The organism is Streptomyces sp. B8-7 (assembly GCF_058833805.1).
In genome coordinates this window covers 401,832-423,521 of sequence record NZ_JBYRRL010000001.1, presented here as the reverse complement: position 1 = coordinate 423,521, position 21,690 = coordinate 401,832, and the positions used below count along the sequence as shown (strand labels likewise).

The 21,690-nt window shown below is 71.4% G+C and carries 15 protein-coding genes; 4 read left to right on the top strand and 11 right to left on the bottom strand.

From position 1 onward, the window contains the following. Positions 1 to 42: 42 nt before the first annotated feature. The 6 genes from AC5K6T_RS01825 to AC5K6T_RS01800 all read right to left on the bottom strand — a co-directional run bounded on the left by AC5K6T_RS01825 (position 43) and on the right by AC5K6T_RS01800 (position 7,396). Positions 43 to 432, bottom strand: coding sequence for a cytidine deaminase (locus tag AC5K6T_RS01825; RefSeq protein WP_493205007.1), 390 nt, complete (start codon positions 430 to 432; stop codon positions 43 to 45). Beyond that, complete coding sequence (locus AC5K6T_RS01820; protein WP_493205006.1) at positions 429 to 1,694, bottom strand: ABC transporter permease; 1,266 nt, start codon at positions 1,692 to 1,694, stop codon at positions 429 to 431. Before AC5K6T_RS01820 ends, AC5K6T_RS01825 begins: the two co-directional genes overlap by 4 nt. Continuing rightward, positions 1,691 to 2,815: an ABC transporter permease gene (locus AC5K6T_RS01815; protein ID WP_493205005.1), complete on the bottom strand. Its 1,125-nt coding sequence runs from the start codon at positions 2,813 to 2,815 to the stop codon at positions 1,691 to 1,693. The genes AC5K6T_RS01820 and AC5K6T_RS01815 overlap by 4 nt, the downstream gene beginning before the upstream one ends. Then, complete coding sequence (locus tag AC5K6T_RS01810) at positions 2,815 to 4,362, bottom strand: ABC transporter ATP-binding protein (RefSeq protein WP_493207282.1); 1,548 nt, start codon at positions 4,360 to 4,362, stop codon at positions 2,815 to 2,817. Before AC5K6T_RS01810 ends, AC5K6T_RS01815 begins: the two co-directional genes overlap by 1 nt. A 209-nt stretch (positions 4,363 to 4,571) precedes the next feature. Continuing rightward, a complete protein-coding gene (locus AC5K6T_RS01805; protein ID WP_493205004.1) occupies positions 4,572 to 5,618 on the bottom strand; it encodes a BMP family lipoprotein in 1,047 nt (348 codons plus the stop codon). A gap of 734 nt (positions 5,619 to 6,352) precedes the next feature. Next, entirely contained in the window at positions 6,353 to 7,396 is a 1,044-nt protein-coding gene (locus tag AC5K6T_RS01800; protein WP_493205002.1) for a BMP family lipoprotein, read from the bottom strand. Between the two features lie 1,248 nt (positions 7,397 to 8,644). Between AC5K6T_RS01800 and AC5K6T_RS01795 the strand changes: the two genes are divergently transcribed. Continuing rightward, the gene (locus tag AC5K6T_RS01795; RefSeq protein WP_493205001.1) at positions 8,645 to 9,526 is read left to right on the top strand and encodes a GNAT family N-acetyltransferase; all 882 of its coding nucleotides are present in this window, start codon (positions 8,645 to 8,647) and stop codon (positions 9,524 to 9,526) included. Between the two features lie 25 nt (positions 9,527 to 9,551). On the opposite strand, the gene AC5K6T_RS01790 is transcribed toward AC5K6T_RS01795, so the two are convergent. Together AC5K6T_RS01790 and AC5K6T_RS01785 are read right to left on the bottom strand one after the other, a co-directional pair. Continuing rightward, the gene (locus tag AC5K6T_RS01790; protein WP_493207280.1) at positions 9,552 to 10,784 is read right to left on the bottom strand and encodes a M20 family metallopeptidase; all 1,233 of its coding nucleotides are present in this window, start codon (positions 10,782 to 10,784) and stop codon (positions 9,552 to 9,554) included. Positions 10,785 to 11,203: 419 nt separating this feature from the next. Then, a complete protein-coding gene (locus AC5K6T_RS01785; RefSeq protein WP_493204999.1) occupies positions 11,204 to 12,199 on the bottom strand; it encodes an O-methyltransferase in 996 nt (331 codons plus the stop codon). Positions 12,200 to 13,035: 836 nt separating this feature from the next. Here AC5K6T_RS01785 and AC5K6T_RS01780 point away from each other — a divergent pair. After that, positions 13,036 to 13,920, top strand: a complete 885-nt coding sequence (locus AC5K6T_RS01780) for an IS982 family transposase (RefSeq protein ID WP_493204867.1) — start codon at positions 13,036 to 13,038, stop codon at positions 13,918 to 13,920. Between the two features lie 81 nt (positions 13,921 to 14,001). Here AC5K6T_RS01780 and AC5K6T_RS01775 read toward each other — a convergent pair whose 3' ends face one another. Continuing rightward, positions 14,002 to 15,588: an IS1182 family transposase gene (locus AC5K6T_RS01775; RefSeq protein WP_493204868.1), complete on the bottom strand. Its 1,587-nt coding sequence runs from the start codon at positions 15,586 to 15,588 to the stop codon at positions 14,002 to 14,004. Between the two features lie 160 nt (positions 15,589 to 15,748). Here AC5K6T_RS01775 and AC5K6T_RS01770 point away from each other — a divergent pair, with 160 nt between their 5' ends. Continuing rightward, positions 15,749 to 17,338: an IS1182 family transposase gene (locus AC5K6T_RS01770; RefSeq protein WP_493204997.1), complete on the top strand. Its 1,590-nt coding sequence runs from the start codon at positions 15,749 to 15,751 to the stop codon at positions 17,336 to 17,338. Between the two features lie 347 nt (positions 17,339 to 17,685). Here the strand turns inward: AC5K6T_RS01770 and AC5K6T_RS01765 are convergent, their stop codons facing one another. After that, positions 17,686 to 19,014 carry an alpha-2,8-polysialyltransferase family protein gene (locus AC5K6T_RS01765; RefSeq protein ID WP_493204996.1) on the bottom strand — a complete coding sequence of 443 codons (1,329 nt, stop codon included), beginning with the start codon at positions 19,012 to 19,014 and terminating at the stop codon, positions 17,686 to 17,688. Then, complete coding sequence (locus AC5K6T_RS01760; RefSeq protein WP_493204994.1) at positions 19,014 to 20,000, bottom strand: glycosyltransferase family 2 protein; 987 nt, start codon at positions 19,998 to 20,000, stop codon at positions 19,014 to 19,016. The genes AC5K6T_RS01765 and AC5K6T_RS01760 overlap by 1 nt, the downstream gene beginning before the upstream one ends. Positions 20,001 to 20,198: 198 nt before the next feature. On the opposite strand from AC5K6T_RS01760, the gene AC5K6T_RS01755 reads away from it, so the two are divergent. Further along, a complete protein-coding gene (locus AC5K6T_RS01755) occupies positions 20,199 to 21,536 on the top strand; it encodes a DUF6716 putative glycosyltransferase (protein WP_493204993.1) in 1,338 nt (445 codons plus the stop codon). Positions 21,537 to 21,690: the final 154 nt, after the last annotated feature.

Here is a 21,690-nt window from a genome sequence, read left to right as displayed (position 1 = left end):
CGGCCCCTCTGAGCGGGTGCTCTCAGAGGGGCCGCCGGGGTGTCACTGGGTGAGATGGTCCGGCCCGAAGGCCTGCGGCAGCATCTGTGCGAGCGGGATGATCCCCGCCGGTGTGTCCACGAGCAGGTCCGGCCCGCCGAACTCGTACAGCAGCTGCCGGCAGCGGCCGCACGGGACGAGCAGGCCGCCCCCGCCCTCGACACAGGTGAAGTGGGTCAGGCGGCCGCCTCCGGTGCGCTGCAGCTCGGAGACCAGCCCGCACTCGGCGCACAGGGAGAGCCCGTAGGAGGCGTTCTCCACGTTGCAGCCGGTGACGGTGCGGCCGTCCTCGACCCGGGCCGCGACCCCGACCGGGTAGCCCGAGTAGGGCGCGTAGGCGTGGGACATGGCGTCCCGTGCCACGGCCCGCAGGGCCTCCCAGTCGAAGGTCACTTGCCCTGTCCCTTCCGGTACGGCAGGCCGTTCGCCTTCGGCATGCGCAGGCGCTGGGCGGACAGTGCGAGCACCACCAGCGTGATGACGTACGGCGTGGCGGCGACGACCTGGTTCGGGACCTCGTTGGTGTTCGCGTACCAGGCGTAGACCGCGCCGCCGACGACCAGGGTGATCGCGGCCGGGATCCACTTCTTCCGCACGGCCAGCCAGATCGCGCCGATGAACAGCAGCAGCGCGCCGAGCAGCAGCAGGGCGTGGACGTTCTCCGAGCCGCCGCGCAGGTTGAGGCTGTCGGTGTAGCCGAACAGCCCGGCACCCAGGGCGAGGCCGCCCGGCATCCAGTTGCCGAAGATCATCGCGGCGAGACCGATGTAGCCGCGGCCGCTGACCTGGCCCTCCAGGTAGAAGGGGTTGGCCACGATGGACAGGAACGCGCCGCCGAGGCCGGCCAGACCACCGGAGATGATCACGGCGATGTACTTGTACTTGTACACGTTGACGCCGAGGGACTCGGCCGCGACCGGGTTCTCGCCGCAGGAGCGCAGGCGCAGACCGAACGGGGTGCGCCAGAGCACCCACCAGGTGCCGGGGATCAGCGCGATGGCGATCAGGGTCAGCCAGGAGACGTTGGTGACCAGACCGCCGAGCAGACCGGCGACGTCGGAGATGAAGAACCAGCCCTGGTCGTTGAGGTCGCGCAGCCAGCTGGACAGGCCCGGCACCGTGAAGTGGCCGAGGGAGTCGACCGGCGGGGACTGCTTGGCCGAGCCGCCCCGGTGGCCCTCGAAGGCCAGCGGGGCCAGGTAGCGGGTGATGCCGAGGGCGAGGATGTTGATCGCCACACCGGAGACGATGTGGTTGACGCGGAACGTCACGGTGACGAAGGCGTGCAGCAGGCCGCCGAGGGCGCCGCCGAGGACACCGACCACGACACCGGTCCAGGGACCCCACTGGAAGCCGGCCCAGGCACCGAACCAGGTGCCGAGGATCATCATGCCTTCGAGGCCGATGTTGATGACGCCGGACCGTTCGGCCCACAGGCCGCCGAGACCGGCGAGGCCGATGGGCACGGCCAGCTGGAGGGCGGTGGACATCTGGCTGACGTTGGTGATGCCGTCCGCGCCGGTGATGATGCGGACGATCGAGGTCAGTGCCAGGCCGCCGGCGATGACCAGCATCAGGACCGGCAGCGACATCCGGCGGCCGGCCGGCGCCGCGGGCTCCAGCGTGGGCTGGTTGACATCGGACGCGGTGGTCATCGGCCAGCCACCTCCTTGTTGTCGTTGTTGGTGGCCCCGAGGACGTGGCCCGCGGCGAGTTCGGCGCCCACGCGGCGCTGCTGGCGGCGCAGGCCCCACTCGCGGACGGCCTCGTAGGAGACGACCACGGCGAGGACGATGATGCCCTGCAGGATGACCGCGATCTCCTTGTCGTAGCCGTGGAAGTCCAGCTCCGGGGAGGCCTTGTCGAGCCAGGCCCACAGCAGGGAGGCCAGCGCGATGCCGACCGGGCTGTTGCGGCCGAGCAGGGCGATGCCGATGCCGAGGAAGCCGATACCGGTGGGGAAGCTGCGGCTGAAGGTGTGCGTGTCGCCCATCAGGATGGGCAGACCCGCGAGACCGGCGATGGCGCCGGAGATCAGCATGGCGGTGAGCACCATGCGCTTGGGGTCGACACCGCTGGCCGCGGCGGCCGACTCCGAGGCGCCGGAGGCGCGCAGGTCGAAGCCGAAGCGGGTGCGGTTCAGCACGACCCAGTAGCCGACGCCGAGCAGGACGGCGAGGACCACCAGGCCGTAGATCTCGCCCGCGTCGCCGAGGTCGAAGCCGCTCACCCAGCCCGACTCGTACATCTCGCCGGTGGTGCTGTTGTTGCCGACCTTGACGCCGAACACGTCCGGCAGCCAGAGGTAGGAGATGATCGAGACGGCGATCGCGTTGAGCATGATCGTCGCGACGACCTCGCTGACCCCTCGGGTCACCTTCAGGACACCCGCGACACCGGCCCACAGCGAGCCGGTGAGGGCGGCGGCGATCAGCAGCAGCGGGACCTGCAGGACGGCCGGCAGGTTCATGTGCGCGCCGACGATCGCGGCGATCATGGCGCCGAGCTGGTACTGGCCGTCGACGCCGATGTTGAACAGGTTCATCCGGAAGCCGACGGCCACCGCGAGCGCCGCGATGTAGTACAGCGTCGCCTGGTTGACGATCCTGACCTGGACGTCGGAGAACGTGGCCTGCTCGAACATGATCGAGAACGGCTCGACCGGGTTCTTGCCGGAGGCGAGCAGCACGATCGCGCTGATCACGAACGCCACGGCGAGCGCGATGACCGGGCCGGCCACCGCGAGGAGCACACGCTCCTTGTCGAACTTCTTCATCAGCGGGCCTCGTCTTCGGGGGCGTCCGGCGTCTCTTCGTGCGCGAGGTGTCCGGCGGCGGCACCGGTCATGGCCGAGCCGAGTTCCTCGGGGGTGATGGTGGCCGGGTCGGCGTCCGCGACCAGCCTGCCGTTGTAGATCACCCGCAGGGTGTCGGACAGGCCGATCAGCTCGTCCAGGTCGGCGGAGATCAGCAGCACGGCCAGGCCCTCGCGGCGGGCCTCCCGGATGTGGTCCCAGATCGCGGCCTGCGCGCCGACGTCCACACCGCGGGTGGGGTGGGCGGCGATCAGGAAGCGCGGGGCGTGGCTCATCTCGCGGCCGACGATCAGCTTCTGCTGGTTGCCGCCGGACAGGGAGGCCGCGGTGACGTCGATGCCGGGGGTGCGGACGTCGTACTTCTCGACGATCCGGCGGGTGTCCTCCTGGGCCGCCTTGGGGTCCAGCCAGACGCCCTTGGCGAGCGGCCTCTCCGTGACGTGGCCGAGGATACGGTTCTCCCACAGGGGGGCTTCCAGCAGCAGGCCGTGGCGGTGGCGGTCCTCGGGGATGTAGCCGACGCCCTGCTCGCGGCGCTTGCGGGTGGCCCAGCCGGTGATCTCCTCGCCGGCCAGGGCGATGGTGCCGGAGTCGGCGTGCCTGAGGCCGATCAGCGCGTCGACCAGTTCGGTCTGGCCGTTGCCCTCCACGCCGGCGATGCCCAGGACCTCGCCCTCGTGGATGGTGAAGCTGATGTCGTCCAGCAGCGCCTTGCCGCCGGGGGCCGCCAGGCGCAGCTTGTCGACGGTGACGACGGGGCGGTCGGTGACCGTGGACTCGGCGGTGCCGGGCGTCGGCAGCTCGCTGCCGACCATCATCTCGGCGAGCTGGCGCGGCGTGGTCTCGGAGGGCACCGCGGTGCCCACGGTCGTGCCGCGCCGGATGACGGTGATCTCGTCGGCGACGGAGAGGACCTCGCCCAGCTTGTGGGAGATGAAGATGACGGACAGGCCCTCGGCCTTCAGCTCGCGCAGGTTGTCGAAGAGCGCGTCGACCTCCTGCGGGACCAGCACCGCGGTCGGCTCGTCGAGGATCAGGGTGCGGGCGCCGCGGTAGAGGACCTTGAGGATCTCCACGCGCTGACGGGCGGCGACGCCGAGCTCCTCGACCAGGCGGTCGGGCTGGACGCCCAGGCCGTAGCGGTCGGAGATCTCCATGATCTTGCGGCGGGCCTTGGCGCCGATGCCGTAGAGCTTCTCGCCGCCGAGGACCACGTTCTCCAGGACGGTGAGGTTGTCGGCGAGCATGAAGTGCTGGTGGACCATGCCGATGCCGCGCGCGATGGCGTCGGCCGGGGACGAGAAGCTCACCTGCTCGCCGTCGATCGCGATGGTGCCCTCGTCCGGCTTCTGCATGCCGTAGAGGATCTTCATCAGCGTCGACTTGCCGGCGCCGTTCTCGCCGACGAGGGCGTGGACGGTGCCCCTGCGGACGGTGAGGTGGATGTCGTGGTTGGCCACGACACCGGGGAATCGCTTCGTGATCCCGGCGAGTTCGACGGCGGTCACCGAATCGTTGACCGCCGCTCCGGCCGGAGGGCTGCTGGACGCGTTGATGGCGCACACTCCTGGGGACGGGGGTCGTCTACGCGCGTAGCGCCCCTACGGCAATTCAGGGGATCGCGCATCGCCGACAACCGGGTCCGGGGAGATGCCCTCCCCGCACCCGGTCGAGCGAACGCGACCCCGCGGTCACACCCTGCTCAGGGTGGTGGTGCTCAGCTGCTCTGGACCTTGATCTCGCCGTTGACGATCTTCTCCTTGGCGGTCTCGACGGCCTTCTGGATCTCGGCATTGTCCGCGAACTCGGGGTTCGAGTTCGACAGACCCACCTCACCGCTCTTCAGATCGCCCCGAACGATACCCGTCGCCGGCTTGCCGTCCTCGACGGACTTCGCGAGGTTGTAGACCGCCTTGGCGACGTCCTTCATCGCCGAGGTGAGGATCGAGTCCTTGTACTTCGCGAGGGCTTCCTGCTGGTACTGGTCGGAGTCGACACCGATCGCCCACACCTTGTTGGACGCGGCGGCCTGAATCACGCCCTGACCGGACAGACCGGCGGCCGCGTACACGACGTCGGCCTTCTTCTCGATCTGGCCCTCGGCGGCGGACTTGCCCTTGTCCGGGCTGGAGAAGCCGCCCTCCTCGGCCGTCTGGGTCAGGTACTGCGAGAGCACCTTCACCTCCGGCTTGGTGTCCTTGACGCCCTGCTCGAAGCCGGCCTCGAACTTGTGGATCAGCGGGATGTCCACACCGCCGACGAAGCCGACCGTGCCGGTCTCGGTGGCGTTGGCGGCCGCGACACCGGCGAGGTAGGAGGCCTCCTCCTCGGAGAAGACCAGGTCCGCGACGTTCTTCGCCTCGATCGTGGAGTCGTCCACGATGCCGAAGGTGGTGTCCGGGAAGCGCTCGGCGGCGCCCTTCACCGCGGAGGCGTACGCGTAGCCGACGCCGATCACCGGGTTGTAGCCCTGCTTCGCCAGGGACTCAAGACGCTGCTGCTTGTCGCCGTCCGTCTCGCCGTCGGTCGGCTCGATGTCCGCCGTGTCGTAGCCGAACTCCTTCTTCGCCTGCTCCAGGCCCGCGAAGGCGGCGTCGTTGAAGGACTGGTCGCCCTTGCCGCCGACGTCGTACGCGATGGCGAGGCCGAGGTCGCCCTTCGACTCGGACGACGACGAGGTCGAGGTGCCGCCGCAGGCGGAGAGGGCGAGAGCCAGGGAGGCGGTCGCTGCGCCCGCGACCGTGATCCGGGAAATCCGGCGCATGTGTGGTGCTCCTGTCGTACAAGCGCGCCGGAGGACGGTTCAGCTTCGGCGCTGGCTTCGCCGCAGATTAACGCGCGTAGACCTACCTGAAAACCCCTTCTGTCCACCTTGTTATCCGGCCGTGGCCTAGGGCGTGTTTCGAAAGTAGCGTCGTCTGCCCGAAGGGCAGGCCTGGCGGCGTCTGGTGCGTGCGATCGCAAGGCGGAGGCTCGCCCCGATACTGGATGTATCGGGGCGAGCCCGACAACGCGGCGAGCGTGCGTGCCAGACGCCGCCAGGCAGGCGGGACTTTCGAAACACGCCCTAGGTAACTCGGCGGTAGGGGCGGGGCTCGCCGAACGCGAAGGGAGGGTGGCGGTGCGTGACGTTTCGGGCAGGCCGGAGCGGGCGGGTACACCGTCGTACCCGCCCGCTCCGGAGTGCGGGGAGCCGCCCGCGCCCTCGGGGGAGCCGGCCGCTCCCGGCGCCTGGGGGTGGAGCTGTGGCGCTCTCGCTGCGGGTGCGGGGGCTGCGCTGCTGCTCGCGGTCCCTTGTGCCGGGAGCTGTGCGGCACGCCCTCGCCGGTCGCGGAGACGACGCCGACGCACCCTCGCCGGTCGCGGAGACGACGCCGACGCACCCTCGCCGGTCGCGGGGCGCTGTCGCTCCCGCCTGATGCGAGGGGCTGCGCGGCTTCCGTCGCCTGTGTGTGGGGGCGGAGCCGCGCAGCGTCGCGTCGCGTCGCGCCTGTCGTGCTACTCCGTCTTGACCGTGATGGAGCCGCTGATGATGCCCTCCTTGGCCTGGGTGACGGCGTCGGTCAGGCCCGGGATCGAGGCGAACTCCGGGTTGCTCTCGGACAGGCCCACGCCGTCGACCTTCAGGTCGAAGGTCTGCACGCCGGTCAGGGGCTCGCCGTCCTCGACGGACTTCGCCAGCGTGTACACGGCGCCGCCGACGTCCTTGAGCGCCGAGGTGAGGATGGAGTCCTTGTACGCCGCCAGGGCTTCCTGCTCGTACTGGTCGGAGTCGACGCCGATCGCCCAGACGCCGGCCTTCGACGCGGCCTCGATGACACCCTGGCCGGACAGGCCGGCCGCAGCGTAGAGGACGTCGGCCTTCTTCTCGATCTGGCCCTCGGCGGCGGCCTTGCCCTTGTCCGGGCTGGAGAAGCCGCCCTCCTCGGCCGTCTGGGTCAGGTACTGGGAGAGCACCTTGACCTTGCCGTCGCTGGTGTCCGCGACGCCCTGCTTGTAGCCGGCCTCGAACTTGTGGATCAGCGGGATGTCGACGCCGCCGATGAAGCCGACCGTGTTGGTCTCGGTGGCCTTGGCCGCGGCGACACCGGCGAGGTAGGAGGCCTCCTGCTCGGCGAAGACCAGGGAGGCGACGTTGTCGCCCTCGACCACGGAGTCGACGATGCCGAAGGTGGTGTCCGGGTACTTCTTGGCCACGGCCTCCATGGCGGGGCCGTAGGCGAAGCCGACGCCGATCACCGGGTTGTAACCCTGCTTGGCGAGGGAGGACAGACGCTGCTCCTTGTCGGCGTCGGTCTCGCCCTCGGTGGGCTCGATGTCGGCGGTCTGGTAGCCGAACTCTTCCTTGGCCTTGGTCAGGCCCGCGAACGCGGCGTCGTTGAAGGACTGGTCGCCCTTGCCGCCGATGTCGTAGGCGATGGCGAGGCCCTTGTCCTCACCTCCGCCGCCGCTGTCGCTGCTGGTCCCTCCGCAGGCGGTGGCAGCGAGCGCGATGGACGCGACCCCCACCGCGACCTGGGTCAGTTTGGATATCCGACGCATCTGAAGTACCCCATTCTCCAAAGCCCCGCAGTGGGTGCTAGGTTCGGCGCAGATTAACGCGCGTAGACACTCCTGGGAACGGGGTTCCGCGCGGCTGTTATCCATTCGTGCCGATGGCCGGTTACGCCCTTGTTACCCACTGGTCCGAAAAGGACGCAGGGCGACAGACCGCCCGCACTCAGGGCCAGACTCCCCCGGCGTGGGGGCGCGCGCAACCGGTAGCGGTGTCTGGATCGCGCCTGTCGCGAAGCGGGGCGGAACGTCTGTTTTTGCGCAGTTCCCCGCGCCCCCTGTGGGGTGGGGGTGCTGTGGGTGGGCGGGCTGCCTGCCGGTGGTGAGGCGCCGGGCGGTGGTGCGCCGGGGCCGTGGTGCATCGGGGCGGTGGTGCGTCGGGGCGGTGGTGCGTCGGGGCGGTGGTGGGGCACCGGGCCGTGGGTCAGGCGCCGGGCCGTGGGTGGGGCACCAGGCCGTGGGTGGGGCGGGGCCGCGCCGGGGGGTGTCCGTCCTCGGGCCGGAGTCCGGGTGGGCCGGTTGGTGCGCGGGGTTTCGCCGGCCGCTGCGGGCGGGCACCCCCCGGCACGTCCCCTCACCGCCGTACGCCGCCTCGCGCCCGACCGGGCCGACGCCCCCGCCTGCCGCCGTGAGAGTGCCGCACACCGGCACGATCCCCTCAGCGCCGTACGTCGCCTCGCGCCGGACCGGGCCGGTGCCCGCCCCCATACGCCGCCGTGAGAGTGCCGCACACCGGCACGATCCCCTCAGCGCCGTACGCCGCCTCGCGCCCGACCGGGCCGACGCCCCCGCCTGCCGCCATGGGAGTGCGGCACCCCGGCACGATCCCCTCGCCGCCGTACGCCGCCTCGCGCCGGACCGGGCCGGTGCCTGCCCCCATACGCCGCCGTGAGAGTGCCGCACACCGGCACGATCCCCTCAGCGCCGTGCGTCGCCTCGCGTCGGACCGGGCCGGTGCCTGCCCCCATACGCCGCCGTGAGAGTGCCGCACACCGGCACGATCCCCTCAGCGCCGTACGCCGCCTCGCGCCCGACCGGGCCGGTGCCCGCCCCGCCTGTCGCCGGGGGCTGTTTAACCCGTTGCCCGGGAGTCGATCGGCCAGCTAGGTTCACCCAGTCGTCCTGCACGGGTGCGGGGCGGCACCGTCTACGAGGAGGTGTGGAGCACATGCGCAGGAGTGCCCGGGAGCTGAGCTCACGTACTGACAGTTGCCACCTCCTCACGACGGAGACACCTTGTCCCTTCGCATCACCCCACTGACCGACCCCGCTCACGGGCCGCACGGCCGGCGTCTCGCCTGGTTGGCCTCGGACGCGGACTCCATCCCTGTCGGGGCGGCCTTTCTGCGGCTGTTCACCGATCCTGGACAGGAGCACCTGGCCGAACTCGACCTCCGCGTGCATCCCGCGGAGCGCCGCAGGGGCGTCGGCTCCCGGCTCCTCGACACCGCCGTGGCCACCGCCCGGGACCATGCCCGACGCTGCGTCGTCGCACAGGCCGAGGCCGGATCGCCCGGTGACCGTTTCCTGGCGGCGCGCGGATTCCGGAAGGTCCTCACCCTGAGGTACACCCGCCTGGCACTGGCTGACGTGGACACGGCAGTTCTGGCCGGGATCATCGAGCGTCCGCATCCCGGCTACCGGCTGATGTCGTGGCGGGGGACCGTCCCCGACGACCTCGCCGAGACGTTCGCCGCCTCACGCCGCGCCATGGACGACATGCCCATGGACGACACCGACTACGGCACCGTGACCTGGGACGTGGACCGCGTGCGGGCCGCGGCGAAGGCCGTCGAACAGCGCGGCGACCACCTGCACACCGTCGTCGCCGTCGACACCTCCGACGGCTCGGTCGCCGGGTTCACCGAAGTCGTCGTCCCCGGCAACGGCACGGGTGACGGCCAGCACTACGGCACCGGCGTGCTGCCCGGGCACCGGGGGCACGGCCTCGGCCGGTGGATGAAGGCCGAGTCGATCCGACAGGTCCGCGAGGACTGTCCGCACCTCGGTGGGCTCCTGACCGACACCGCCGACAGCAACCGGCACATGAGACAGATCAACGACCGTCTCGGCTACACACCCACCCACACGACACACCAGCATCAGCTCGACCTCTAGGGGGCGAGCGGCCCGGCCACGCTGTCTAGAGCTGGATGTCGATCAGTGCTGCCGCGGTGAAGAGTTCCACCCCGACGGTGATGGCGGATTCGTCGACGTCGAAGTCGCCCTGGTGGAGGTCGCGGACGGTGCGCTCACCGGGGGTGCGCACGCCCAGCCGGGCCATGGCGCCGGGCACGTGCTCCAGGTACCAGGAGAAGTCCTCGCCGCCGAGGCTCTGCTCGGTTCCCTCCACGGAGTCGGGTCCGCGGCGGGCGGTCATCGCCTCACGCAGCAGTTCCGTGGAGCCGGGTTCGTTGACGACGGGCGGCACCCCGCGTACGTAGGTGATCTCGGACTTGGCCCGGTGGAGGTTGGCGACCTCGTCGATCGCCGCGACCACCAGGTCGGGCGCCTGCCGCCAGGTGTCGATGTCCAGGCATCGCACGGTCCCGGAGAGCTCGGCGTGCTGGGGGATCACGTTCGAGGCGTGCCCCGACTCGACCCTCCCCCACGTCACGGCGAGCCCCGCCCGGGTGTCGACACGGCGGGCGACCAGCGCGGGCACGTCGGTGACGACGCGGGCGGCGGCGGTGACCAGGTCGGTGGTCAGGTGGGGCCGGGCGGTGTGTCCGCCGGGCCCGCCGAGAGCGATCTCCAGCCGGTCGCAGGCGGAGGTGATCGCGCCGACCCGGAGACCGATCCGCCCGGCGTCGACCCGGGGGTCGCAGTGCACGGCGAGGATGCGTTCCACCCCGTCGAGCACACCGCAGGTGATGGCGTCCGCGGCGCCGCCCGGCAGCACCTCCTCGGCAGGCTGGAAGAGCAGCCGTACCGGTCGGGGCAGCAGGCCGCGCTCGTGCAGGCCGGCCAGGACGAGTCCGGCGCCGAGGACGACGGTGGTGTGCACGTCGTGCCCGCAGGCATGGGCCCGGTCGGGCACGGTCGAGCGGTAGGCGCACTCCGTCTTCGCGTCCGGGATGGGGAGGGCGTCGATGTCGGCCCGCAGGGCGAGCATGCGCGGGCCGCCGTTCCACACCCCGCCGTCCACGCCGATGTCGCAGATGAGCCCGGTGCCCGTCGCCAGTACGCGCGGCGTCAGGCCGGCCTGCTCCAGCCGGGCCTTGATCGCCGCCGTCGTACGGAACTCCTGGCTGCCCAGCTCGGGGTGCATGTGCAGGTCGCGGCGGAAGGCCACGAGTTCGGCACGCAGCGCCTCGGGGAGCGTGCCGGGAAGCACGGCTTCCCCGGGAGGAACGGCCTCGGACTCAAGGGACATCAGTTGCTTCACCCTCTGAAGGGTAGGACGCCGGGGTGGTCAACTGACCCGCGATCAACAAAAGTTCAGCCCCTTAGGGGAAGAAAATCTGACCGCGTCCGGCATAGCTGGGGGTCGGAGCGGGTAAACTCGCCCGTCCTCCAGTCTTTTGGATCATGAAATCGTTCATGGAATCCACGGCGAGTGCTCCCTCTCTTTCCACGGATACCACGGTTCACCTGAGCCGCGCCGGAGTGTTCACCAGTCGGAACGGCTCTGTGTCATGTCCGTGAGGTATCCGGCGGGGCCTGCCGCCGGCCGGGCCGGTGAGGCCGTGACACCCCTGTGCGAGGGAGCGGGCACGCACGGTCGCCGGTCCCCCGTCCGGGCGTATGCCAGGGTCGTCCGGACGGAGGTATCCGGACATGCCGGGGCGGCGCTCAGTGGCCCACGGCTCGGCGGACCAGGCGCCTGATGCGGCGCAGGGGCGAGCGCCGGGCGGCCTGGGCGCGCCCGGCGTCGCGGGCCCTGCGGAGCTGCGCGAAGTGGTCCGCGCGGGTGCGGCCGAGGTACGGGTCGTCCAGCAGGGGCTCGGCCAGGGCCCAGGCCTGCCGGTGACGGCCCTCGTAGTGGGCGGCGTAGGCCTTGGCCAGCTGGAGGACCGGGGTGAAGGGGATGCCGCCCGTGTGGTCGCGGTCGATGCGCTCCTGGACGGCCGAGATGAGCCCGAGCTTCTCGTCGTAGGAGAAGGCGTCCTCGCTGATGCGGGTCAGGACGTCGGCGGGCAGGGGCCGGGTGACCTCGAAGGCGAGGGTGGAGCGGAGGGGCGGGCCGGCGATCTCGATGTAGGGCAGCAGCGCGCCGGTGCTGTAGTGCAGCCAGGGCAGGCGGGGGCCGGCGAAGTCCTGGTGGAGGACGACGGAGCCGGGGCGCAGCCGGGTGAGGAAGCGGCGGCTGACGCAGGCGAAGACGCGGGGGGTCTTGGCGATGTCGATGTGGAGCAGTTCCACGGGGCTCGTGTCGTCCGGGTCGGAGGTGTCCCACAGGTCGCCGGCGTGTATCTCCAGGAACGGCAGGAAGGGGGCCATGCGGCCCTTGAAGTCCTCCAGGAAGGAGGCGTCGGCGGCGGGTGCCCTGCCGGTGTCGAAGAACTTCTCGGAGGCGAAGGTCCCTCTGCCGACGCGGAAGAAGTCGTAGGCGTGCAGCCGGCCCGTGCGGGGGTCGAACACCGGCGACTCGGCCAGGCCCGCCGCCAGCGCGTAGGTCGATCCGCCGCCGCCCGAGCCCAGCTCCACGATGGGGTCCGAGCCGGTGAGGTGGTGGCGGCCCAGGAGGTACAGGAATCTCAGCTCCCAGGTGCTCACCTGGGTGTAGGGGAGGTTCTCCGGCAGCCGGACGTCGTTGATGAGGGGATAGAGCCGTGCGAGGTTCGACATGGGGGGCCTCACGGGTCACGGGGTCGGTCGGCGCGGCGTGCCGCCATGCGTGATCCTAGGGTTCGGCGGCCCGCCGCCTCCCGCCGGCGAGGGAGCCCCCCGGAATGCTCGTACGGCCTTCCGCCGCGCGTCGTGCGGGGTTCACCGCACCGTGGCCGGGCGGGGAGGCGGCCCGCCCGTCGCCTGCCGGATCCGCCGTCGCCGGCCGGCCCTGCCGCCGCCGCTGGATCCGCCGTCCCGACCGCTCCGGTGGGGACGGGCGGGAGCCGGTGGCCCACCGGTCTGTCGCGTGCCCGGCGGCCCGTCCGTCCGGCCCGCGGCCCGCCGGTCCCTCGTGCCCGCGCGGCCCGCGGGTCTCCGGGGACCCTGCCGGTCCTGCGGCACGGCGGTGTCTCGCGTGTGGCCGGGCGTGGCCCCGCGGCCCGGCGGACCGACACGCCCGAGCCGGGCCGGGCGAGGTCCACCGCTGTCCGGCAGCACCCCGAGGGGGCGCGGGGAACCGCGCGACCGGCCAGGACGGCGCCGCGGCCGGACGACGTCACACCGCGGCACCCCCGGCGGAGCGCCTGCCGCGGCACTGGATGTATTGCCCGGTGAGGGCGGGGCTCGCGGCGTCTGGTGCCGGGGGCACCTCCCACGCCCTTGAGGCAGTGGGGGAGCATCGCAAGGCGGAGGCTCGTCCGCGTACTGGGCGTACGCGGACGATCCCGACAGCGCGGCGAGGTGCCGTACCGGACGCCGCGCGCCAGGCGGGACCCTCGAAACACGCCCTAGATGAATGAGTCCGATGTCCGTGCTGGTCGCGACCATGGCGAAGGGCGCCCGTTGGTCAGTGTGTGAAGACAAACCTGGACGCCCTTCTTGCGGCACTGTACGTGTTCATCGACGACCACGTGGCGCCTTGTCGCCGGATCGGGCGACCTCCGAAACTGACGGACGCCGAACTGCTGTGCCTGGCCGTCGCCCAGGTCCTGCTCGGTTTCCCCTCGGCCCGGCACTGGATCCGCTTCGCCCACGCCCGGCTGGGGCACCTGTTCCGCTATCTGCCCCAGCAGTCCGCCTACAACAAGCGCCTGAACGCCGCAGGTCCGCTGATCAGCCAGGTGATCGAGGCACTGGCCCGGCAGGTCCCGACCTGGCACGACGACCTGCGGCTGATCGACTCCACCCCGCTGCCCTGCGCGGCCTCCCGCGAGACCGTCAAACGCTCCGCCCTGGCCGGGCACGGCAGCTACGGATACTGCCGCAGCCACTCCCGTTTCTTCTGGGGCCTGCGCCTCTACCTGGTCACCACCGCCGAGGGCATGCCCGTCACCTGGTGCCTGGCCAACCCGAAGATCGGCGAACGCGAGGTGATGGCGGCGCTGCTGGAACGCGACCACCACCTCGTCCGCCAGGGCCAGGTGATCCTCGCCGACAAGGGCTTCGCCGGGAAGGAGTTCGAAACCTTCGTCAGCGAGCGCCTCGGAGCCCACCTCGTGCGGCCCGACCGGAAGGACGAGCCGGTCCGGCACGGCAAGATCGCCCGGGTCCGGCAGTGGATCGAAGCCGTCATCGACACCCTCAAGGGCCAGCTCAGCCTCGAACACCACGGTGGCAGAACCCCGGCCGGAGTCTTCGCCCGCACCGGACAACGACTCCTCGCCCTCGCCGCCGGCATCTGGCACAACTGGACCACCGGCGCCCCAGTCAAACGATCACTGATCGCCTACGACCACTGAAGACATCGGACTCATTCATCTAGAAGGCTGCTGAAAATCTTGTTGGGGGCTGTCCGGCCTGAGGCCGGATGGCCCCTTTCCCTATGCGGTGGCGGGGGTGAGGTGCCAGGTAGTGCTGGTCCGGGTGAGTCCGAGGTTGATCAGTCGGCGGAGGTTGAGGGCGGCGGCGCGGTGGTGGAGCCAGATGTTGTTGGCGATCACGCCGCGGTGGGGGACTCTGCGGTTGCCTTTGCCGACGAGCCAGGCGATGGCGCGTTCGACGGGGGGCCGCCATCGGCGGTATTCGTCCTGCCAGGCGGGGTCGGTGGCGGCCTGGTGGCGGGCGGCGGCCAGCAGTTCGTGCTGGGGGTGGACGTTCACGGTGCGTCCGGTCTTGGAGGTGGTGCAGCGTTCCCGCAGGGGGCAGTCGGCGCAGAGGCGTTTGAACTGGGCGGTGCGGGCGCCGTCTGCTTTGACCTGCCCGAGGTTGGCGGTGTGTCCGGCCGGGCAGGTCGCGGTGCCGGCGGCCAGGTCGAGGCGGAAGTCGTCGATGGTGAAGCCGCCGGGGACGGCCGTCCGGATCGGCGGCGGTTTGATCACCAGGGTGTGGCCCTGGCCTTGAAGGCGCTCGCGCAGTTCGCCGGTGCCGTAGGCGGAATCGCCGAGCACGGTTAACTCCGTGCCCTCTTCTTCGTCGGCCAGCAGGTCGGCGGCGATGGCGGCCTCGTGGTTGCCGGGCCCGTAGCCGCCGGTCAGGGCGACGGCGGTGAACAGTGCGGTCTCCGGCTCGAAGGAGACATGTCCTTTGAAGCCGTCCTGGTGGCGGGTGCGGTTCTTGTGGATGTGCCGGGCGTCGGGGTCGACGGTGGACACCGTCCGGTCGGGTGCTGTGCGCTTGGCGATGCGCCAGCGGCCGTCGCGGCCGTCGGAGTCCTTGGCGGGTTCCACGTCCTGTCCGGCGACCAGGGCCAGCAGGCCGACGGCGTCCGCCGCCTTCTCGCCCAGGTTCTGCTCGGGCAGGTGTCCGAGCAGGTTGAGGGCGTCGGTGACCAGCGCGTCGACCAGCGCGGCGCGGGCCGTCTCGTCGTCCCAGGCGATCCTCGGTTTGCCCGGGTTGGTGTAGTCGTGGGCCGTGCACCACCGGCCGGCCGTCTCCTGGCCGCCGGGAACCTCTCGGATCACCCGCCGGATCGCGGAAATGATCTGGGTGACGGTGTCCTGGGTGGCCACCGCGTCATCGAGGACGGTGGAGTCCAGCGCCCGCCGCTGCTTGCCCTTGAGCACCCCGGTCGCGGCCACGACCTCCTTGACCTTGGTGAAGATCCGCGTCGGATCGGCCGAGTTGCGCAGGCGGCGCCGGAAGTACGTCAACAACGACGGATCGAACGCGGTGTCGTGCAGGCCGAGCCCGCAAGCGGCCTTCCACCGCAGGTCACACCGCAATTCCTGAACGACCTCGAAGTCCGACAGCCCGTGCAGGCTCTGCAGCACCACGGTCGCGGCCAGGACCTGTGGCGGCAGACTCGGACGGCCGTTGGACGAGGGATACATGTCCGCGAACATCTCCGCCGGGAACAGCACCTCGCGGTGCTCGGCCAGGAACGCGAACACACTCCCCGCCGGGATCAGCTCCCGGCACGTCTCCCACACATCCGGCCCGACCGGCTCCCCGGCCCATTCCCCCTGCATGCCTACAAGACTGGCCCCGACTCCACGGAGCCGGGGCCAGAACACCAGATTTTCAGCAGCCTTCTAGGTGACTGGTGTTAATCGTGTGAGCTCGCGTCGGTTCTTCAACGTGTGCCAGGCTGCTTGGTGTTGGTCGCTGGGTGTGGGGAGAGGTTGAGCGATGGCAGTGGGCCGGACCCCGATGCAGCCGGGGTTGCTCTCCTCCACGGCGGGTTTCTGCGAGGGTCGGCTGGCGCCGAACTCGATCTACGCGGTGCTGCACCGCGAGTGCCGGGCGTTGTTCCCCGATGAGATGTTCGCCGATCTGTTCGCCGAGGACGGCCGCAGGTCGGTGCCGCCGGTGATCGTGGCGGTCGTGATGGTCCTGCAGCGCCTGGAAGGCTTGTCCGACCGTGAAGCGGTCGAGCGGTTCGCATTCGATGTCCGCTGGAAGTACGCCGCCGGCGGGCTGGACTTCGATCATCCCGGGTTCGTGCACACCGTCTTGGTGGACATGCGCGCGCGGCTGGCCGCGTCCGCCCGCCCGGACCGGATCTTCGAGCGGACGGTGGACGTGGCCGCCCAGGCCGGGCTGGTGGGTCGTCGGCGGGTGCTGGACTCGGCTCCGGTCTATGACGCCGTGGCCACGCAGGACACCATCACGCTGATCCGCTCGGCCGTCCGCGGCCTGCTGCGGGCGGCCGATCACGGGCTGCGGGCCGAGCTGCGGGCGCAACTGACCAGCGGCGATGCCTACACCGACACGGCCAAGCCGGTCATCGACTGGACGGACGCCGGTGAGCGGGAGGCGCTGATCGATTCGCGGGCCCGGGACGGGTACGCGCTCTTGGCCGTGCTGGAGGGCCGGGTGCTGGAGCCGGAGGCGGACCAGGCCGCGCGCCTGCTGGCCACCGTGCTCGGCCAGGACCTGGACCAGGACGGTGACGGAGTGTTCCGGATTGCCCGGAAGGTGGCCACGGACCGGGTCATCTCCACGGTCGATCCCGAGGCCCGGCACGGGCACAAAACCGTCAACCGGTCCTTCGACGGCTACAAGGGGCACGTGGCCGAAGACCCCGACAGCGAGGTCATCACCGCAACCGCAGTCACTGCGGGCAACGCCGGCGACGCCGAGCCCGCCGCCGAGCTGCTGGCCGACGTCCTGAACGCGCCCGCCCCGAACGAAGGGGCCGCGGGTGAGCGGGCCGAGGTCTACGGCGACGCCGCCTACGGGACCGGACCGCTGCTGGCCGAGCTGGACGGGGCCGGCGTCGAGGTGATGGTCAAAGTGCAGGCCGCCAACGCGCCCGGCGGACGGTTCTCCAAGGACGCCTTCACCGTCGACCTGGGGGCGGGGCAGGTCACCTGCCCGAACCAGGTGACCGTCCCCATCCGCCCGAAGTCCGACGGCCGTGGGGCGGCCTGCTTCAAGGCCGCCTGCGCCGCCTGCCCGCTCGCGGCCCAGTGCACGACCGCCAGGGACGGACGCGTCATCACCATCGGCCCGCACGAGGAACACCTGGCACGCGGCCGGGCACGCAGCGCCGACCCGGCCTGGCTGGCTACCTACCGGGCCACCCGGCCCAAGGTCGAACGCAAGATCGCCCACCTCATGCGGCGGCGACACGGCGGACGCCGGGCCCGGGTGCGGGGGCGGGCCAAGGTCGCCGCCGACTTCTCCCTGCTGGCCGCCGCCGCCAACATCGCGCGGCTCGGCGTGCTCGGAATCATGTCCACAGCCGCTGGAAACTGGGCCATCGCCACCGGCTGACCGGCCAGCAAGGCCCAGGGCACACACGAACGACCGCACCCGGACGCACCAAACCCTCAACAGCCTCAAGACCAGGCCACGGGCCGCCCGGAGCACCGCCCCGGCGACACGCCCCTGACGCCCCAGTGACGACACCGCACGCCCAGGAAGCCCCGCTTAACACCAGCTACCTAGGGCGTGTTTCGAAAGTAGCGTCGTCTGCCCGAAGGGCAGGTCTGGCGGCGTCTGGTGCGTGCGATCGCAAGGCGGAGGGTCGCCCCGATACTGGATGTATCGGGGCGAGCCCGACAACGCGGCGAGCGTGCGTGCCAGACGCCGCCAGACAGGCGGGACTTTCGAAACACGCCCTAGCGGCGGACCGCCTTGCGCAGGGCCTTGGCGCGGCGGACCACGCGGCGGGCCGTGGAGTTGCGCGGGAGGAAGGACAGGCGCTCGGGGATGCCGCCGGGCAGGCCCAGGGTGGTGAGGCGGCGGCGCTTGAAGTAGCGCTGGGTGCGGGGGCCGAGGTGGGCGGTGAGGAACCGCTCCGCTGCCGCGCGCCGGGGGGCCAGGAGCTGCGGCTGCATGGTGAAGCCGACGGCCTGGACGAGTCCGGCGAGCTGGTCGTCGGGGAGGGTGCCGGGGTCGGTGGCCTCCAGGTCGGGCAGGGCCGCGTCGGCGAGGGTGAGGGGGATGCGGTTGCTGTTCTGGTAGGGCGTGAGCCGGTCGAGGAGGGGTTCGGTGCCGATGCGGGCGACGGGGAGGCCGTAGAACGCGGAGGCGGTGAACAGGGCGGTGGAGAAGCAGCCGACGACCAGGGCGGGCTGGGCCTTCTCGAACAGGACCTCGGCGAGCACGGGGGTGTCCACGACGGTCAGCTCGACGCCGAGGGCGGCGGCCTCCGTCTCCAGGGCGCGGCTGTAGCCGGCGGGGGCGGTGGGGTGGGGCTTGAAGACGACGGCCCGGTGTCCTCGCCGGACCGCGCCGCGCATCATGCGCACATGGAGGTCCTCCTCCTCGGCGGTGGTGAGGATGTTCAGCGCGGACAGGTACTGGCCGAGGAGCAGGGCCGCGTTGTCGGGAAGCGCGGGCAGGTCGCCCGGGGCGCCGGTCAGGCAGCTGAGGACCTTGCGGAAGGCGGCCGCGGGCACGGTCTGCGGGGGCACGTCGAACTCGGTCAGCAGCAGCGGGGTCAGGCCGGGGACCAGGTCGAGGTGGAGCAGGCGGCGGACGCGGGTGCCGACCAGGGGGTCGATCTTGTTGCGGGTGGGGCCGTAGCTCATGAGGCCGTCGGCGTAGACGTCGACGGGGGCGCCGGTGAAGATCTGCGCGAGCGTGAGCGCGGGGCTGACCTGGATGGACTCCAGCACCAGCTCCACCCGGTCCTCGCCGAGGCCCCACCGCAGCCGCAGGTACCGCTCGAAGAGGGGGAGGTCCTCGGCGCGGGGCACCCAGGCGCCGGGGTGGAAGGGGTGGATGGCCTCGTTGTAGGAGAGCACGTCGTCGAAGTGGTCGCGGAGGTGCTCGAAGCCGGGCATCTCGTCGACGGACGGAGTGGTCTCCGGGGTCGCGGCGTTGTTGAACACCAGCAGGACGCGGCGGTCGGGCTCGGTGAAGCAGTCCGTGTCGATCGCGGCGGCGAGGGTGGCGGCGCCGTAGAGGGTGGAGGCGCAGAAGATCTGGGTGGTACGGGACATCAGGCGGCCGCCTTCGCGCTGGAGGCCCGGCGGCGCAGCCGCCGCAGCTTGGTGGAGCGTTTCAGGTCCATGGTGTCGAGGACGTCGCCGAGCGCCTCCTGCGGCATGCGCTGTATGGCGGCCGCGCTGCGGACGCGCAGTTCCCTGGCCACGGCCGGCTCGAACTTCTCGGTCTCCGCCAGGTGGTGGGCGATGATCGCGCAGTAGGTGCGGACGGCCTTGGGCAGCAGGGCGGCGGCGTCGCGGTCGGCGGCGGCGCCTTCCACGACCTCGTCGAAGGCGCGGATGAAGTCGAGCTGGCGGACGTCGCCGATCTGGGTGAGGGAGGTGGCGACACCGCGCCGGTAGAAGACGCCGAAGAGGCTGAGGACGGCGAAGGACTCCGCCTCGCGGTGCAGCTTCCAGATCCAGGGCCGGTCCTCGGCCGTGCGCAGTCCGTCGGTGAAGTGCAGCAGGCCCCGGTCGAGCAGACGGCGGTGGTAGCAGCCGGCCCAGGCGTAGGCGTAGTCGACGGAGGTGGTGCGGTCGGCGGGGAGGATCGCGTCGCGCGGGTCGAGCACCTCGCCGCGCCGTCCGACGGGCACCCGGTGCACGGTGCGGGCGCGCGCGGTGGCCTGGACGTGGTCGACGCGGACGAAGTCGCAGCCGAGCTCCTCGTGGGCGGCCACCAGGCGGTCGAGGTAGCCGCGGCCGATCCAGTCGTCGCCGTCCAGGAACGTCAGGTACTCGCCGGTGGCCGCGTCGAGGCCGGTGTTGCGGGCGGTGGCGAGTCCGCCGTTCTGCTCGTGTCGCAGATACTGCACCTCGGCGACCCGGGAGAGCTGCTCGGCACCTCGTTCGAGAATGGCCGGGGTCTCGTCCTGGGAGCGGTCGTCCACCAGCACGAATTCGACGTCGCTTCGCGCATTCATGCGAAGACTGCTGAGCGTGTCCGGCGCATATTGCTGGACGTTGTAGAACGGCACGATCACGGAAACCTTTGGCACTCGCGAAATCCTAGAAGGCGGGCCCTGTCGGGAACTTTCCGGTGAGCGTACAGACGGTGAACTCCATGTGTCGGAACGGTGCATCCCCCGTGATTTCCGTTTTCCCACGGGCCAGTTCGGCTTCCGGTGGGATGCTGTTAACCTTCCGTTGAATCTTGGTTGGCCCACAACTAGGAATTCATTTCTAGCGTCTTCGACGTGCCACCTAGTACAACGAAGCCCACCCGGATCGCCGTACTCGCGGATTCGGACACCCGTTGGAAGTGGGGCGCGCTGACCGCGCGCCGCATCGCACCGGGCGAACCGGTCCTCGACGGGTTCCTGCTGCGCGGCCGGGCCACGCCCACCGCCCGTCAGCTGGCCGAGGTGGGAGTGGCCGCGGACTCCCTGCACGAGGTCACGGCCGTGGAGTTCCTGCGCACCATGGCCGAGGGGTCGTACGACGTCCTCGTGCTCTCCCTCGTCGGCGGCGGTGTGCAGGCGATGCTGCACGGTCTCAAGCGGGTGTGGGAGGACCTCCCCGCGGACGGCTCGCGCCGGCGGCCCGTCGTCGTCACCGGCTACGTCGGCGTCGTCTACGAGAAGCTCGCCGACGGTCTGCTGCTGCGGCACGGCGCGGACCTGGTCCTCGCCAACTCCCGTCAGGACGCCGAGCGGTTCCGCGCCGTGTACGAGGGGGTGGGCGCGGACGCCGACGCGGTCACCGAGGTGGCGCTGCCGTTCCTCGGCGGAGCACCCTACGCAGGGGAACACAGCCCCTTCACCGTGGTGTTCGCCGCCCAGCCGTCCGTGCCGGACAACCGCAGGGACCGCACGTACCTGCTGGAGCGGCTGGTGCGGCACGCGCGGCTGCACCCCGAGCGGGAGGTGCTGCTCAAGCTGCGCTCCCGGCCGGGCGAGCACACCACGCACATCGAGGAGCTGCCCTACCAGAAGCTGGCGCAGAAGCACGATCTGCCGCCCAACTTCCGCCTGGTGTACGGGAACATGGGCGAGGTCCTCGACCGCACCGACCTGCTGGTGACGGTCAGTTCGACGGCGGCGCTGGAGTCCCTCCACCGCCGGATCCCCACCGTCGTCCTGACCGACCTCGGGGTGCGCGAGGTGCTCGGCAACCACCACTTCGTCGGCTCCGGCTGCCTCGCCTCCTGGGACCGGCTCGACGCCGGGCACCGGCCCGTGCCCGACGCGGACTGGGTGGCCCGGCAGGGTGTCGTCCCCGGCGGCGACTCGGGGGCGGGTTCGTACGCCACCGCCTTCGACGCGGCCCGGGAGCGGATCGCGGCGCTGCTGGAGCGGCCCGGCGGACTCGCGCCGCTCACGCCCTACTACACGCCCGCGACCGCGCCCGGCTATCTGCCCGGCATCCTCGCCCGCCACCACCTCGGTCCCGACGGCAGCCCGCTGCCGGGCGCCCCCGCGCACGACAGGGAGCCGGGTCCGGTGCGCCAGATCGTGCGCAGGGCCGCGCGGGGCGCCTACCGGCACGGCGTGCAGCGGGTCGCGCCCGTCATCCGGCGCATGGGGGAGCTGTGAGCTCCGTCCCGGGGGGCGCCGCCGGATCCGCCGGAGAGGCCGTCGCAGGCTCCGGCGGCGGGGCCGGCTCTGACTCCGGCGGCGGGGCCGGTCGGGGCTCCGGCGGCGGGGCCGGTCCGGGCTCCGGGCGCAGCGCCGCCTCGGGCTCGGGCGC